This is a genomic window from Streptomyces antnestii, from assembly GCF_004005495.1.
GTDB classification, from domain to species: Bacteria; Actinomycetota; Actinomycetes; order Streptomycetales; family Streptomycetaceae; genus Streptomyces; species Streptomyces antnestii.
This window is the reverse complement of the sequence record NZ_RZYA01000002.1, coordinates 241,823-256,648: the sequence shown is the minus strand read 5'-3', so window position 1 is coordinate 256,648 and position 14,826 is coordinate 241,823. Positions and strand designations below refer to the sequence as shown.

At 71.3% G+C, this 14,826-nt stretch carries 14 protein-coding genes; 11 read left to right on the top strand and 3 right to left on the bottom strand.

What is annotated here, in order from left to right; all coding sequences use genetic code 11:
• Positions 1-57: 57 nt before the first annotated feature.
• Genes EOT10_RS05915 through EOT10_RS05895 form a run of 5 tightly spaced genes read left to right on the top strand, consistent with a single transcriptional unit; the run spans position 58 to position 5,327 of the window.
• Positions 58-2,070 (top strand): CocE/NonD family hydrolase, encoded by a 2,013-nt coding sequence (locus EOT10_RS05915; protein ID WP_127826976.1) that lies wholly within the window; start codon positions 58-60, stop codon positions 2,068-2,070.
• Between the two features lie 2 nt (positions 2,071-2,072).
• Positions 2,073-2,969: an ABC transporter substrate-binding protein gene (locus EOT10_RS05910; protein WP_127826975.1), complete on the top strand. Its 897-nt coding sequence runs from the start codon at positions 2,073-2,075 to the stop codon at positions 2,967-2,969.
• A gap of 17 nt (positions 2,970-2,986) precedes the next feature.
• Positions 2,987-3,940: an ABC transporter ATP-binding protein gene (locus EOT10_RS05905; protein ID WP_127826974.1), complete on the top strand. Its 954-nt coding sequence runs from the start codon at positions 2,987-2,989 to the stop codon at positions 3,938-3,940.
• On the top strand, positions 3,937-4,671 hold the full coding sequence (locus tag EOT10_RS05900; RefSeq protein ID WP_223280828.1) for an ABC transporter permease: 735 nt from the start codon (positions 3,937-3,939) through the stop codon (positions 4,669-4,671). The genes EOT10_RS05905 and EOT10_RS05900 overlap by 4 nt, the downstream gene beginning before the upstream one ends.
• Positions 4,671-5,327, top strand: a complete 657-nt coding sequence (locus tag EOT10_RS05895; protein WP_189491233.1) for an ABC transporter permease — start codon at positions 4,671-4,673, stop codon at positions 5,325-5,327. Before EOT10_RS05900 ends, EOT10_RS05895 begins: the two co-directional genes overlap by 1 nt.
• Before the next feature lie 76 nt (positions 5,328-5,403).
• Here EOT10_RS05895 and EOT10_RS05890 read toward each other — a convergent pair whose 3' ends face one another.
• Positions 5,404-6,942: an alpha/beta hydrolase gene (locus EOT10_RS05890; RefSeq protein ID WP_127826972.1), complete on the bottom strand. Its 1,539-nt coding sequence runs from the start codon at positions 6,940-6,942 to the stop codon at positions 5,404-5,406.
• A 96-nt stretch (positions 6,943-7,038) separates the two neighbouring features.
• Between EOT10_RS05890 and EOT10_RS05885 the strand changes: the two genes are divergently transcribed.
• Positions 7,039-7,986 carry a MerR family transcriptional regulator gene (locus EOT10_RS05885; RefSeq protein WP_127826971.1) on the top strand — a complete coding sequence of 316 codons (948 nt, stop codon included), beginning with the start codon at positions 7,039-7,041 and terminating at the stop codon, positions 7,984-7,986.
• Positions 7,987-8,117: 131 nt separating this feature from the next.
• Positions 8,118-9,017 (top strand): aminoglycoside phosphotransferase family protein, encoded by a 900-nt coding sequence (locus EOT10_RS05880; protein ID WP_127826970.1) that lies wholly within the window; start codon positions 8,118-8,120, stop codon positions 9,015-9,017.
• Between the two features lie 62 nt (positions 9,018-9,079).
• On the opposite strand, the gene EOT10_RS05875 is transcribed toward EOT10_RS05880, so the two are convergent.
• A complete protein-coding gene (locus EOT10_RS05875; protein WP_127826969.1) occupies positions 9,080-9,628 on the bottom strand; it encodes an HAD domain-containing protein in 549 nt (182 codons plus the stop codon).
• Positions 9,629-9,863: 235 nt separating this feature from the next.
• Here EOT10_RS05875 and EOT10_RS41165 point away from each other — a divergent pair, with 235 nt between their 5' ends.
• Entirely contained in the window at positions 9,864-10,253 is a 390-nt protein-coding gene (locus tag EOT10_RS41165) for a luciferase domain-containing protein (protein WP_488803547.1), read from the top strand.
• A gap of 37 nt (positions 10,254-10,290) precedes the next feature.
• Here the strand turns inward: EOT10_RS41165 and EOT10_RS05865 are convergent, their stop codons facing one another.
• On the bottom strand, positions 10,291-11,352 hold the full coding sequence (locus EOT10_RS05865) for a LacI family DNA-binding transcriptional regulator (protein ID WP_127826968.1): 1,062 nt from the start codon (positions 11,350-11,352) through the stop codon (positions 10,291-10,293).
• A gap of 256 nt (positions 11,353-11,608) precedes the next feature.
• Between EOT10_RS05865 and EOT10_RS05860 the strand changes: the two genes are divergently transcribed.
• From EOT10_RS05860 to EOT10_RS05850, 3 genes are read left to right on the top strand one after another with little or no spacing between them, the layout of a single operon-like run.
• The gene (locus EOT10_RS05860; RefSeq protein ID WP_127826967.1) at positions 11,609-12,901 is read left to right on the top strand and encodes an ABC transporter substrate-binding protein; all 1,293 of its coding nucleotides are present in this window, start codon (positions 11,609-11,611) and stop codon (positions 12,899-12,901) included.
• An 18-nt stretch (positions 12,902-12,919) separates the two neighbouring features.
• Positions 12,920-13,879 (top strand): carbohydrate ABC transporter permease, encoded by a 960-nt coding sequence (locus EOT10_RS05855; RefSeq protein WP_223280827.1) that lies wholly within the window; start codon positions 12,920-12,922, stop codon positions 13,877-13,879.
• Positions 13,876-14,796 (top strand): carbohydrate ABC transporter permease, encoded by a 921-nt coding sequence (locus EOT10_RS05850; RefSeq protein ID WP_127826966.1) that lies wholly within the window; start codon positions 13,876-13,878, stop codon positions 14,794-14,796. Before EOT10_RS05855 ends, EOT10_RS05850 begins: the two co-directional genes overlap by 4 nt.
• The last annotated feature ends 30 nt before the right edge of the window (positions 14,797-14,826 follow it).

Sequence of the window (14,826 nt, the reverse complement as noted above, 5' to 3'; positions counted from 1 at the left end):
GCCGCCTCGCCGGGACCTGCCCGTGCACGCACCCCCGTTCGCGAGGAGTTCTTCACCTTGCCCGACACATCGTCACACCTGCTGCGCCACCTCTGGATCCCGCTGGCGGACGGCACACGTCTCGCCGCCCGCGTCTGGCTGCCCCCGGCCGCCGGCCGGCCCGCCCCCGCGATCCTGGAGTACATCCCGTACCGCAAGAACGACGCGACAGCCGCCCGCGACAACAGCCTGCACGCCCGGTTCGCGGAGGCCGGTTACGCCGCCGTCCGCGTCGATCTGCGCGGCAGCGGCGACTCGGACGGGCTGATGCTCGACGAGTACGCGCGGCAGGAGCTGACCGACGGCGTCGAGGTGATCGACTGGCTGGCCCGGCAGCCCTGGTGCGACGGGAACGTCGGCATGATCGGCAAGTCCTGGGGCGGTTTCAACGGCCTCCAGATCGCCGCGCTCCGCCCGCCCGCGCTCAAGGCGGTCGTCACGGTCTGCTCGACGGACGACCGGTACGCGGACGACGTCCACTACACCGGCGGCTCGCTGATCGCCTCCGAGATGCTGCCGTGGGCGTCGACCATGCTGGCCTACAACGCGCGGCCCGCCGACCCGGCCGTCGTCGGTGACGGCTGGCGCGAGCAGTGGCTGCGGCGGATGGCGGACACCCCCGTCTACGTCGAGGAGTGGCTGCGCCACCAGGCACGCGACGCGTACTGGGAGCACGGGTCCGTGTGCGAGGACTTCGGCGCGATCCAGGCTCCCGTACTGGCGGTCGGCGGCTGGTACGACCCGTACTGCGGCGCCGTCCTTCGCCTGCTCGAAGGGCTGGACGTACCGGTGCGGGGGCTGGTCGGGCCCTGGGCGCACACCTATCCGCACCAGGCCGAGCCCGGTCCGGCCATCGACTTCCACGCCGAGGTCGTGCGTTGGTTCGACCAGTTCCTGCGCGGCCGGGAGAGCGGCGCGCTCGACGATCCGGCGCTGCGGGTGTGGATGCCCGAGTGGGCGGCGCCCGGCAGCGACCGCGAGGTGCGGCCGGGGCGCTGGGTCGCCGAGGAGAGCTGGCCCTCGCACCGGATCGAGGAGCGCGTGTACCCGCTGGCCGGCGAGTCGGCGGGCACGAGCGCCGCGAGCGACCCGCTGCGGGAGCGGGCCGTGCACCTCGACAGCACCCGGGTGATCGGCACCGCGGGCGGCAGCTGGCTGCAGTTCGGTGACGCTGCGGGCCAGTTCGGGCCGCAGGGTGGCGACGACGGACTCTCCCACACGTTCACGACCGTGCCGCTGGACGAGGGCGCCGAGATCCTGGGCGTGCCGACCGTGACCCTGCGCGTCAGCGCGGACCGCCCTGACGCCCAGCTCGCGGTGCGCCTCAACGACGTGGCGCCCGACGGCAGTTCCCGCCTGATCACCCGCGGCCTGCTCAATCTCACGCATCGCGACGGCCACGCCGAGCCGCACGCCCTGGAGCCGGGACGCGCGTACGACGTGAGCGTGCCGCTGCTCGCGACCGCGCACTCCTTCGCCCCCGGGCACCGCGTCCGGGTCGCCGTCTCGACCTCGTACTGGCCGCTGGCCTGGCCGTCGCCGCGGCCGGTCACGGTGACCCTGCACCCGGCCCCGTCCGCCGCGCTGCGCCTCCCGGTGCGCCCGGCGAGCGCGGACGACGCGAAGCTGCGCCCGTACGGGAAGCCCCTGCCGGATCTGCCCGCGCCGCTGCGCCAGGCCCCCGGCTCCACCTGGCGGCGTGTCGAGCACGACCCGGTGAGCGACACCACCGTCGTCACGCTGGGTGTCGACGACGGTGAGTTCACCGACCTCGGCGACGGCGCCTGGCGGCGCACCGACGCCGTCGACCGCTTCACCCTCACCGAGGGCGACCCGCACTCCGCGCTCGTCGCGTGCGAACGCACCGAGGAGGGGGGCCGGGATGACTGGCACTGGAAGATTGTGACGTCCAGTCAGATGCGCTCGGAGGAAAGCTCGTTCACTGTCACGAACACCCTGTCCGCCTACGAGGGGGAGCAGCGCGTGTACCACCGCACCACCGATGCCGTCATACCTCGCAGGGGGGTGTGAGCATGCGCAGACGTACCCTGCTCACCGGCACCCTCGCCGTCGCGGCCGCCGCCGGGGTGAGCGCGGCGACCGGATCGGTCGCGGGCACCGGGCCCGTGATCACCGTCGGTTCGAAGCAGTTCACCGAGTCGTGGGTGATGGGCGAGCTGTACGCGCAGATCCTCACGGCCCGCGGCTTCCAGGTCGTCCTCAAGTCCAACATCGGCAGCGCCGACATCATCGACCGCGCCCTGCGCAGCCGCCAGATCGACCTCTATCCCGAGTACACGGGCGTCATCCTGCAGACCTTCGCGCAGCCGAAGCACATGCCGACGACGGCGCACGGAACGTATCTGGCGGCGAAGGAGTTCGAGGAGTCGCGCGGGCTCACCCTGCTCACGCCCACGCCGTTCCAGAACCGCAACGCCGTCGCCATACGCACCTCGGACGCCCGCGAGCACCGCCTGCGCACCGTCGGTGACCTGCGCCGCATGGGGAGCATCTCGTACGCCGAGTACCCGGACAACATCACCGGCCCGCTCGGCTACGACGCGATCGTCAAGGCGTACGGACTCTCGCGCATGAAGGTCAGGCCGCTCAACATCGGCCTGCAGTACCCGGCACTCAAGAACGGTGACGTGGACGCCGCCGACGTCTTCACCACCGACCCGCAGCTGCGGCGCTACGACTTCACCATCCTGGACGACGACCAGGCGATCTTCGGCTTCCAGAACGTGTCACCGGTGGTGCGGCGCTCGCTGGTCGAGGAGTACGGCACCCGCCTCACCGAGCCACTGGACGCGGTGAACGCACTGCTCACCGAGAAGGCCATGCAGGCGCTGAACGAGGCCGCGGCCATGATGCGCCTGAGTCCCGCCAAGGTGGCCGACCGGTTCCTGCGCGCCAACGACCTGAAGTGACCGAGGAGTACACGATCATGCAGAGCGCTGCCGACATCGTCTTCGACGCGGCCACCAAGACCTACGCGGGGGCCGCCGAGCCCGCCGTCGACGCCCTGTCCCTGACCGTCCCGGCGGGAGAGATCTGCGTCCTACTGGGCGCGTCCGGCTGCGGCAAGACGACCGCCCTCACCCTCGTCAACCGGCTCACCGAGCTGACATCCGGCGACATCCGCATCGACGGGCGCAGCATCCGCGACCAGGACGTCATCGAGCTGCGCCGCTCCATCGGCTACGTCATCCAGCAGGCCGGGCTCTTCCCGCACATGACCATCGAGGAGAACATCGCGACGGTCCCGCAGGTCCTCGGCTGGAAGCGGCCACGCATCGCCGAGCGCGTGCGTGAACTCCTCGACCTGGTCGGCCTGCCGCACAAGGAGTACGGGGAGCGCTATCCGGCCCAGCTGTCCGGCGGCCAGCGCCAACGCGTCGGCATCGCACGGGCGTTGGCCGCCGACCCGCCGATCATGCTGATGGACGAGCCGTTCGGCGCGCTCGACCCGGTGACGCGCGAGCACATGCAGGACGAGTTCCTGCGGCTGCACGAGCAGGTCCGCAAGACCACGCTGTTCGTGAGCCACGACATCGACGAGGCCGTCCGCATGGGCGACCGCGTCGCGATCCTCGCCAAGGGCGGCAAACTCCTCCAGTACGACTCCCCCGACCGCATCCTGCGCGCGCCCGCGGACGACTACGTGGCGCGGTTCGTCGGCGCGGACCGCGGCCTCAAGGCCCTGACGCTGCGCAGTCTGGGCGACCTTGAACTCGACCCGCCGGACGGCGAGTTCGAGGCGTCGCTGCGCACCGGTGACACCCTGCGGACCGCGCTCTCGGCGCTGCTCGCCGCGGGCGCCGAGCGGCTGCCGGTCGCGGACGAGGCCGGGAAGACCGTCGGCTGCGTGACCGTGGATCTCATCAGGGAGGCGGCGTGAGCGCGGCACTGCTCGCGGCGGTCGGCCCGCGGCCCGTCATCCCCGACTTCGGCACCGTCAGTTCGTGTGTCCGGGACAACGGACTGTTCTGCGTGGACTGGTTCACCGCCAACTTCTCCAGCGTGTTCGGGCCCGCGCTGGCCCAGCATGTGCGGCTCACCGTGATCGCCGTGGGGGTCGGCTTCCTCATCGCGTTCCCCCTGGCGCTGTTCGCGCACTTCCGGCGCGCTCTGGTGAAGCCGCTCGGTGGGCTGACCTCGTTCCTCTACACGATCCCGCCGATGGCCCTGTTCACGCTGCTCGTCCCGGTCTTCGGCCTCTCCGTGCTCACCGCCGAGATCGCGCTTGTGTCGTACACCCTGATGGTCCTGTTCAAGTCGTCGCTCACGGGCCTCGGTGAGGTGCCGGAGGAGGTGCGCAGGGCGGGCGAGGGCATGGGGCTCACCCGGCGCGAGATCCTGTGGCGCATCGAACTCCCCCTGGCCCTGCCCGCGGTGATCGGCGGGCTTCGGGTGGCCACGGTCACCACGATCAGTGTGGTGGAGGTCGCCGCGTTCATCATCGACCAGGGGCTCGGGTCGCCGATCATCCAGGGCCTTCAGTCGCCGTTCAACACCCAGTTCATCGGGGCCGGTCTGCTGGCGGTGGCGCTCGCGCTGGCCGCGGACGGGCTGATCGTGCTGGTGGGGCGGCTGCTCACGCCGTGGGCCCGGACGCGGAGGACCGTCTGATGCACACCTTCTTCGCCAGTTTCACGTTCATGGCCGACCACTTCGGCCTGCTCGCCGACCGGACCCTCGGCCATCTGGAGCTGTCGGCCGCCGCCGTCGCTCTCGCCCTCGTGATCGCGCTGCCGCTCGGCGTGTGGCTCGGCCACCGCGGCAAGGGGTTCTTCCTCACGGTGAGCATCTCCAACATCGGCCGCGCCCTGCCGTCCCTCGCCCTCATCGCGATCTTCCTGGGGCTGCTCGGCATCGGCTTCGTCAACGTGCTGACGGCACTGGTGGTGATGGCGGTCCCACCAGTGCTCACGCACGCGTACCTGTCGGTCGAACAGGTCGACCCCGATCTCGTACGCGCCGCTCGCGGCATGGGCCTGACGGAGTGGCAGATCCTCACCCGGGTCGAACTGCCCCTGGCACTACCGGTGTTGTTCACCGGCATCAGGATCGCGGCGGTGTACGTGATCTCCAGCGCGACCCTGGCCGCGGTCGCCGGCGGCGGCGGGCTCGGCGACATCATCCTCAACCAGGTGTCGTACGGCCTGTCCGGAGTCATCGCCGCGGCGCTGTGGGTGGCGGTCCTCGCGCTGGCCGCGGACGCCCTGTTCGGCGCGCTCCGCAACCGGCTCACCCCGCGCGGGGTCCTCGCGGGACGCGGCGCCTGACCGAGATGAGGCGCCGCGCCTTGGTCAGGCGCCGCCAACGTCAACTGATCGACAGCGGGTCGTCCGGGGAGAGTGGTCAATGCACCTGGGGCCGCTCCCCCAGGTGTCCGAGCACCGAGCGCACCGCCCGTTCCACCGCGTCGCGTGACGCGGCGGTGGGATCGGCCGTCTCGAAGCCGTGGTGGCCCCGGGGCAGGTCGATCACCTCGACGGCGGCCCCGCAGTCGTCGGCCGCGGCCACGAACTCCTCGACCGTCACCGCGATCTCGGGGCGTTCCAGCCCCACACGGGTGAGCACGATCGGCAGCCGCCCCGCGCCACCAACCGCGGACACGGGGCGGAACCGGTCCCCGGACAGCCCCCAGCCCGGCAGCGGCGCGAGCACCGGGTACGAGGCCGCGACGCACCGCAGCCAGGGCGGCGGCGTGCGGAGCCAGTCGGCCGCGAGCAGCCCGCCGGCCGACAGGAACCAGAGGGCCACGCGGTCGCCGTCGACGCGTGGATCGGCCCGCACGAGTTCGACCGCCCCGGCCACGTCGTCGGCGGCCCGCCCGAACGCGGTCAGGTCATGGAGCCCGTGGTCCACGGTCGCGCCGACCGCGCCGAGGCCCGCCACGTACTGTCCGTAGCCGACGAACGCGGGCCAGTCGCGCGGGGTGGGCCGCGCGGCGGCGTGCACCGGTCCGCCGTGCACGAACAGCACGGCGGGCCTGGGTCCTTCGGCGTCGGGCAGATGCAGATCGACGCGGCCGGTCCGCTCCCTGGGCCGCTCCTTCACGTCCATGAGGAACGGTCGCAGGTGCGCGGGCCTCTCCCGTACCTCCGCGCCCACACGGTGCCCCTCTCCGGCGGCGGCCAGGAGCAGTACCTCGACGAGCTCGCGGGGAGCGGACAGCATCGGCCAGTGTCCGGTGGCGAGTTCGAAGAACGAGACGTGCGGGTCTGCGAGCGCCTGGAACGCGGGGTCACCCATGCCGACCATGGCCTCGACCACGGCGATGCTGGACCCGTTGGCCGTGCATAGGATCCCGGTCGTGGGCAGTTCGGAGGCCGCGCCGGTGAGACGCAGCGGCCGGGTGAGCGTGGCCAGTGGCTGCGGAACGGCCCGTTCGGCGAGCCGCGCCAGCGCCTCTTCCGAAAGACCCTCGGCACTCCCCCAGCGCTGCCACTCGCCCGGGCCCGGCGGCGGCATCGACCCGTCGCCGTCGCCATCGCCACCGTCATCGCCGGCCAGGCGCATCACGCGTTCGCGCACCGCCTGGTCGGGCACCAGAGCGAGCGCCGGGTCACCGTCCCGCGGGATGCCGACGTCCACGTGGACGATCCGGGCGATCCGTCCGGGCCGCCGGTCGGCGGCGCCGCGCACCGGGTGGATGCCGTAGCAATGGCCGACGAGGACCACGTCCGGCGCCTCGACCCCGTCGACGATCCGCACCAACTCCTCCACGTGCGTGGCGAGTTCGATCCCCTCCGCCTCCTGACGACTCCCCTCTGCGTCCATACCGGTGAGCGTCACGGCGTACGCCTGCGCCCCCGCCGCGGACAGCCCTGCGGCCACCTCGTCCCAGACCCAGCCACCGGTGTGCGCCCCCGCCACCAGGATGAATGCCGTCACGTCCGTCTCCTCCCACGCCGTGGTCCACGGACCGGCCACCCAGGCCGTCCGCGCTCGCCGGTACCGTAGGAACTCCCCCTGAGGGAGGTTCAAGCCGTGCCCGCCGACAGCGCATGGAGCATCGGGGAGCTCGCCGAACGCGCGGGCGTCACCGTCAAGACCGTCCGCTTCTACTCGGACCGCGGTCTGCTGCCCGAGGGCGCGCGCAGCACGGGAGGTCATCGCCGGTACGGGCCCGAGGCGCTCGACCGGCTCCGGGTCATCCGCTCGCTGCGCGCCCTCGACCTGCCGGTGCCGGACGTGAGCCGCGTACTCGCCGGGGACGGGGAGGAAGCGGCTCAGGACGTACTGGACGATGTCCTTGAGGGCGTCATCGCCGGGCGGTTGCGGGACGTCGGCTCACAACTCGCCGCGCTGCGCTGGCGGCAGGCGGCCCTTCAGCTGCTCCAGGACTGCGCTCCCGCCGAGCGTGCCGAGCGGCTGCTGCTCGTGGGCGCCGTGTCCGCCCCGCCCAGCACGGATGCCACGGCCCGCTTCTGGCGCCGCTGGCTGCCTCCCCGGATGCCGGCGGGGGTCGTCGCCGCCGTCGTGGACGAGGCGGTGCCGCAGCTTCCGGACGAACCGACCCCGGCCCACGTCCTCGCCTTCGCGCGGCTGCACGCGTTCACTTCGCGTTCCTGCGACGGCGGCGACCGCGGGCAGCCCGCCGCGCACCGGACGGAGGAGGGGTTCCGGCCCGCCGTGCTCTACGAAGGGCTGCGCGAGGCCTACGCCCTGGCGTCTCCCGGGCTGCGCGCCGGCCGGGCACCGCACGGGGGCGAGGCACTGGACTGCTTCGTCTCCGCGTACGCCGCGTCGCGGGGCGTACGGGACACGCCGTCGTTCCGTCGGCGGCTCAGCGCGGTTCTCGCCGCCGATCCACGCATCGACCACTACTGGCGGCTCGCCGCGGAGCTGGCGGGCCCGTCACGGCCGACGGCGGGCGCCGCCCACGACTGGCTGTGCGCGGCGCTCGACGGCCAAGTGGCGCGCCGGTCGCTGTGAGGTGAAGGGAGGCCGATCGGTGGGATGGGACGGTCTCCGGGACCACCCGCCCCGGATTAATCGCTGGGCCCCCGGGCCCGGTTTTCGTATCGTGGCGCGTCGGTGACACCGTTCAACCCGAGAGGCCACCGATGTGTGCTCGTAAGTTCCGGCCCGAAGAGGCGGACATCGACGCCTCGTTGGTGCGCCGGCTCGTCGACGCGCAGTTTCCTCAGTGGTCCGGTCTCGCGCTCACCGAGGTCGACTCGGCCGGTACGTCCAACGCCATGTTCCGCCTCGGCGAGGACCTGGCCGTGCGGCTCCCCCGCCTCGCAGGGTCCGCGCAGGACGTGGCGAAGGAGCACCGGTGGCTGCCGCTGCTCGCCGGAACGCTCCCCGTGGCCATCCCCTCACCGCAGGGCAGAGGCATCCCCGGCGAGGGATATCCCTGGCCCTGGTCCGTCTACCGGTGGCTCGAGGGCGCCAACCCTGGCCCCGGCCGCACCCCCGAACCCGCGCTGCTGGCACAGGACTTGGCGCGCTTCGTCTGCGCCCTGCGACGCGTCGACCCCGCCGGCGGGCCCGCTTCCTACCGCAGCGAACCCCTGGCGCGGCGGGACGACGTGACGCGCGCAGCGATCCATGAGCTGCGGGCGGAACTGGCCGCGGAGCAGGTGTCCGCCGTATGGGCGTCGGCCCTGCGCGCGTCCGAGGCGTCCGGGCCCGCGGTGTGGATCCACGCCGATCTGCAGCCCGGGAACGTGCTCGTCGCGGACGGCCGGCTCAGCGCCGTCATCGACTTCGGATGCCTGGGGCTCGGTGACCCGGCGGTCGATCTCATCGCGGCCTGGTATCTGCTGCCCGCCGGTGCGCGCGACGTCTTCCGCAGTGGCACGGGCGCGGACGACGCGGCCTGGGCGCGGGGCCGGGGCTGGGCGCTGTCGGTCGCCCTCCTGGAACTCCAGCACTACCGCGAGAGCAACCCCGTGATGGCCTCCATCGCCCGCCACGTCATCGCGGAGCTGCTCGCCGACCCGCCTCCGGGCACGTGAAACGCAGGGCAGGACGTGATACGCAGCGCAGACGCGATACGCAGCGCAGGCCGCGACGAAAGTCAGTCCGTCACCGCGCGCAGCCAGTCGTCGAGCACGATGAAGTCCGCCTCGGTGAGGCCCTGCCGGGGGTCGACCCGGTGCAGCAGGGCGGGTCCCGTGTGGTGCGCGCCGACCCACTTGCGGTCGATGTCGGTGATCTCGTCGTCGACCCAGACGAAGGGGCGGCCCCCCGCCTGGTCGACCAGGGCGCGGGTCTTCCAGTGCAGTCCGCGCGCCCCGCGCCATTCCTCCCGTGCCTCCCACGCCGTCGGCTCGGGCCAGTCCACGACCGGCAGGCGCGGCAGTCCGAGGAGCGGGGCGACACAGTCGTTGGCGTCGTCCATCCAGGTGGTCGCCCAGACGATCTCGCACGGGAGCGCCGCGAGCCGGGGCCCGTACGCGGGGTCGATCCTGGTCAGGAGGGGGTGGAGGTCCGCGCCCAGCGCGTCGACGGCGCCACCGGGCCCGCGCAGCGGATACGTCGGGTAGCTCTCGGGCGGGCCCCCGAACGGGATCAGCGGCCCGTCGATGTCGAGGAACAGCAGGGGGAGGTGTGCGGATCCGGTCACCTCGGCACAGTAACGACTCGGGGAGGCGGCGGAGCACCCCGTGAGCTCGGCGGATTCCCCGAATCATCAAGCCGGTGGTGAATGGGGCTGGTTGACAGGGTGAAGTGTGCGCGACCATGTGCACATGACCGCGGCCCATCGCGCCATGACCCAGCTGGAGTCGTGGCCGAACCTGGTAAGTGGCTCTCCCCGGTGCGCCGTCGGGCGCTCCTTCGGGACGGCGGGGTGCGACCTTGTGCACTTCCATGCCAACGATGCGGCAGATCTCTACCTCACGCGGGCGGCGGTCGAGCGGCTCCTGCCGCAGCTCCTGCACTGCACCGCGATCAGGGTCCGCCCGGGCGCCTCGTGGATCACGGTGCTGCTCGACTGTGACGACGACGTGGCGCTGCTTCTGATGCTCATGAGTGTGGCGCTCAAGGAACACGACGCGGTCAGGGGCCGTGACGAGGAGTGCGGCGGACCCCGCTCCGTCCGTACGGCTCCGCCCTGCGACTGGGAGCCGACCGCGATGCCGTCGCCCCACGCGGCCGGTCCGGCGGCCGCCGCGTCCGGGGCCGTTCATCACCGCCGCGTGCACGACGCGTGGAAGGCCGTCGGCCGGATCCTGCCGCACGGCCACTGACCTCGGCCACGAACCTGCCGTACGTACGGCAGGCGGGTCAGCCCGACCCGACCTCGGCCCCCCTCGCCACGCCCGTACTCTCACGCTCGATCAGGCGCGGCAGCGGCACCTGCACCGTCCGTGCCGGGCCCCCGTCCAGGAGCGCCGTCAGTTCCTGGGCCGCGGTGCGGCCGAACTCCACCGTGTCGCGGGAGAGCGCCGACAGCCACGGCTTGACCATGCGGCACAGCGGCGAGTCCTCCCAGGCCACCACCGAGACGTCGCCGGGCACCGAGAAGCCCAGCTCACCGGCGGCGGCGACCCCGGCGACGGCCATCACGTCGTTGTCGTAGACGAGCGCGGTCGGGGGTGCGTCCCCCTCCAGGACGCGGCGTGTGACCGCGGCGCCCTCGGCGTCCGAGTAGTCCGTGGTCACGGAGCGCACCTCGGTCAGGCCCCGCCGCTCGGCCTCGGCGCGCAGGGTGCGGATGCGCCGCTCGGTGTGCGCGAGGCCGGGCAGTCCGGCGATGTGCACGATGCGGCGGTGGCCGAGGGCGTACAGCTCGTCGACCACGGACGCCATGGCGCCGGCGTCGTCCGCCCACACCGTGGACAGGCCCGGGTGCTGCGCGTCGGGCGCTCCGCCGATCACGACGGCGGGCAGTCCCAGTTCGTCGAGGAGGGCGGGGCGCGGGTCGGCGGTGCGCGGGTCGACGGCCATCACACCGTCCACGCGGTGCTCGGCCCACCAGCGCCGGTAGACGGCGCACTCGGCCTCGACGTCCTCCACCACCTGGAACAGCAGGCCGAGGTGACGCTCCGCCAGGACTTCCTGGATGCCGGAGATGAGCTGGAGGAAGAACGAGTCGACGCCCAGGGTGTCGGCGGGACGCGCCACGACCAGGCCGACCGTGGCCGCGCCCTCGCCGGACAGCGCGCGAGCCGCGGTGCTGGGCCGCCAGCCGAGCTGTTCGGCCACCCGGCGTACGCGGTCGCGCGTGACCTCGGAGACTCCTGGCCGGTCGTTGAGCGCGAAGGACACGGCACTCTCCGAGACACCCGCCCTGAGCGCGATGTCCTTCATGGTCGGTCGGCGCGCGGGAGACCGCTTGGCTGGCACAGCTGCCCCTTTCCCGTGGAACCCCGGTGGGTTGCCGCGACCAGCGTAGCGCATGCGGACCGCACACTAATGCGCTTGAGTTCAAGACCCTAAAGCGCATTAGTCCAGAACTATGAAAGGTCTACTTCATCACGCTGACCAGTACATATACCATCCACCTCACATCAGTTCGCAAGAATGCATTGACTTCTTCCGTGATCGCAATGCAGGGTCTGCACGGCAACATTCGATGCCGCCGCAAAGGAGCCGTGTCACCGTGCCCACCTCTCGCAGAGCACTAGCCGCTGCCGCCGCCATCGCCGTCCTCCTGCCGCTGAGCGCGTGCGGCTCCGGCGGTGACGACAGCGCCTCGACGGACGCCTCGGGCAAGATCGAAGGCAACATCACGTTCCAGACGTGGAACCTCAGGGCCAACTTCAAGCCGTACTTCGACGGCCTGGTCAAGGACTTCGAGAAGAAGTACCCCGGCACCCACGTGAAGTGGATCGACCAGCCGGGCGAGGGCTACGCCGACAAGATCAGCGCGGACGCCGCCGGCGGCACGCTGCCCGACGTCGTCAACGTCTCCCCCGACCTCGTCGCCCCGCTCGCCAAGGCGGGCCTCGCGCTCGACCTGGACAAGGCGGCCCCGAAGTACGGGAAGGAGTACCTGCCGGGGGCCTGGGCGAGCCACCAGATACCGGGCATGGACGGCACGTACGCGTTCCCCTGGTACCTCAACACCGGGCCGCTGTTCTACAACAAGACCCTGTTCAGGAAGGCCGGACTCGACGACTCCAAGCCGCCGAAGACGTACGACGCGCTCTTCACCGACGCGCTGCAGCTCGCGAAGAAGAGCAAGGGCAAGGTAGCCACGCTCGCCAACGTGCCCACCATCGAGGACTTCGGCCGCTACGGCGCCCCCCTCATGAACAAGCAGGGCACCGGCTTCGCGTTCAACGACGCCAAGGGCGTCGAACTCCTCACCAAGTACAAGGAGTTGTACGACGCGAAGGCGCTCGACCCGCAGGCGCTGACGGCGACGCCGGAGTCCACGGGCAAGAAGTTCCTGACCGGCGCCGTCGCCATGAACCCCGGCAGTGCGCTCGACCTGCAGAAGTTCAAGAAGGACGCGCCGAGCCTCTACAAGAACATCGGGATCACGGACCAGATCACCAGCACCGGCAAGGTGAACATGTACGTGATGGGCGTGATGGTGAACTCGCGCACCAAGCAGAAGCCCGCCGCCGTGGCCTTCGCGCACTACGTGACCGACGCGCAGCACCAGATGGAGTTCGCGAAGAAGGTCGCCATCTTCCCGAGCACCGCGGGCTCCCTGGACGACCCGTACTTCACCCAGCAGGACGGTTCGGACGAGACGCGGGTGCGGATCGCCGCGGCCGACTCCCTGAAGAACGCGGTCAACTACACGCCGGTCCTCTTCAGTGAGCAGATGAAGAACGAGCTGCGGAACTCCGTCGCCAAGGCCCTGCAGGGCAAGGAGAGCCCGAAGACCGCACTTGACAACGCTGTCAAGGCCTGTGACCGGCTGCTCCAGCAGCAGGGCTGAGCCCCGGAGCCGTACACCATGACGAGTCCCCTTCCCTCCGTGAAGACCCCCGCGACATCCCCCGCGACGCCGTCCGCGAAGCCCCCGGGCGCGCGGCCCGTCTCCCGCGTCCGACGCCAACTGCCCACCAGCCCCTGGCTGTTCGCCGCCCCCGGGCTGCTGGTCGTCGGCATCTTCATCCTGTATCCGTTCGTCTCCACCCTGGTCAACGCCTTCACCGACCGGCGGACCCTGATCCCCGGCACGTTCGTGGGCCTGGACAACTTCCGGGAGCTGCTCCACGACGACATGTTCTGGACCGGGCTGCGCAACAGCGTCCTGTACATGGTCGGGGTCGTCCCCGCCCTCGTACTGCTTCCGCTGCTGCTCGCCCTTCTCGTCCAGAAGAACATCCCGGGCATCACCTTCTTCCGGTCGGCCTTCTACACGCCGGTGGTCGCGTCCATCGTCGTGGTCGGCCTGATCTGGGTGTGGCTGCTGGACGAACGAGGCCTGGTGAACGCGGTTCTCGAAGCCGTGGGGATCGGCAGGGTCGGCTTCCTCAGCGACCAGTGGCTGCTCCTGCTGAGCGCCATGGCCGTCACGGTCTGGAAGGGCCTCGGCTACTACATGATCATTTATCTGGCCGCCCTGGCCAACGTGCCGCGCGAGCTGCACGAGGCCGCCGCGGTGGACGGTGCGGGCGCGGTGCGCCGCTTCTTCACCGTCACCGTCCCGGCCGTCCGCTCCACCATGGTCCTGGTCGCCGCGCTGTCCTCGGTCGCCGCCTTCAAGGTGTTCTCCGAGGTGTATCTGATGGCCGGACCGAACGGCGGACCCGCGGGCGAGGACACCACGCTCGTGATGCTCGTGCAGCGCACCGGCACGGGCCTCACCGGCCGCGTCGGCTACGCGTCGGCGATCTCCGTCGTCGTCTTCGTCATCACCGTGGCGCTGATGCTGCTCGTGCTCCGCGCCGACCGGAAGGAGGACGCGTGAGCGTCACCGAGGACGTCCGCGCCGAGGAGACCCCCGCGGCCGGCCCTGTACGACGCCGCCGCGCGCCGCGCGTCACCGACGACAACGGCAAGCGCATCCGCGTCTGGGAACTCGTCCTGCGCTACGTGCTGCTGCTCGCCGTGCTCGCGATCACGATCGGGCCGTTCCTGTGGCAGCTGTCCACCTCGCTCAAGGGGACGCACGAGGACATCTTCAGCTCCCCGCCGAAGTTCCTGCCGGGCAGCCCCACCCTGCACAACTACGAACGCGTCGCGAACACCATCCCGGTCTGGGACTACGCGTTCAACTCCCTGAAGGTCGCCACCGCCAACGTCGTCACGAACTGCGTCGGTTCGGCCCTCGCCGGCTACGCGCTCGCCCGGCTGCGCTACCGCGGCCGCAGGACGGCCACCCTGGTGTTCATTTTGGCGATGCTGGTACCCGTCGAGAGCATCGTCATCGCGCAGTTCACGACGATGCGCGAACTCGGCCTCAACAACACCCTGATCGGCGTGGTCCTGCCCGCCTGCATCGCCGCGATGAACGTCCTGCTGATGCGCAACGCGTTCCTCAATCTCCCCTACGAGATCGAGGAGGCGGCCTTCGTGGACGGGGCGAACGCCTGGCAGCGCTTCCTGAGGATCGCGCTGCCGTCCGTGAAGGGCACCCTCGCGGTCGTCGCGATCTTCGCCTTCATGGGCGCCTGGGACGACTTCCTGTGGCCGCTCATCGTGCTCAGCGACCCCGCGAAGTTCACCCTCACCATCGGCCTCAACTACCTGCACGGCACCTTCGCCAACGACGAGCGCCTCGTCGCGGCCGGCACGATCATCGCCGTCGCGCCGCTGATCATCCTCTTCGCCTGCCTCCAGCGGTACTTCTTCCGCGGGGTCGGCGAGGGGGCCGTCAAGGGCTGACCGCGGATGCCGTCCCACCGAAGCCCCCAC

What these genes read in the sequence shown, in the direction of transcription:
- EOT10_RS05880 (WP_127826970.1), top strand. Translation starts at nt 8,118, where the DNA reads ATGTGTGCTCGTAAGTTCCGGCCCGAAGAGGCGGACATCGACGCCTCG.
- EOT10_RS05855 (WP_223280827.1), top strand. Translation starts at nt 12,920, where the DNA reads ATGACGAGTCCCCTTCCCTCCGTGAAGACCCCCGCGACATCCCCCGCG.
- EOT10_RS05895 (WP_189491233.1), top strand. Translation starts at nt 4,671, where the DNA reads ATGCACACCTTCTTCGCCAGTTTCACGTTCATGGCCGACCACTTCGGC.
- EOT10_RS05905 (WP_127826974.1), top strand. Translation starts at nt 2,987, where the DNA reads ATGCAGAGCGCTGCCGACATCGTCTTCGACGCGGCCACCAAGACCTAC.
- EOT10_RS05910 (WP_127826975.1), top strand. Translation starts at nt 2,073, where the DNA reads ATGCGCAGACGTACCCTGCTCACCGGCACCCTCGCCGTCGCGGCCGCC.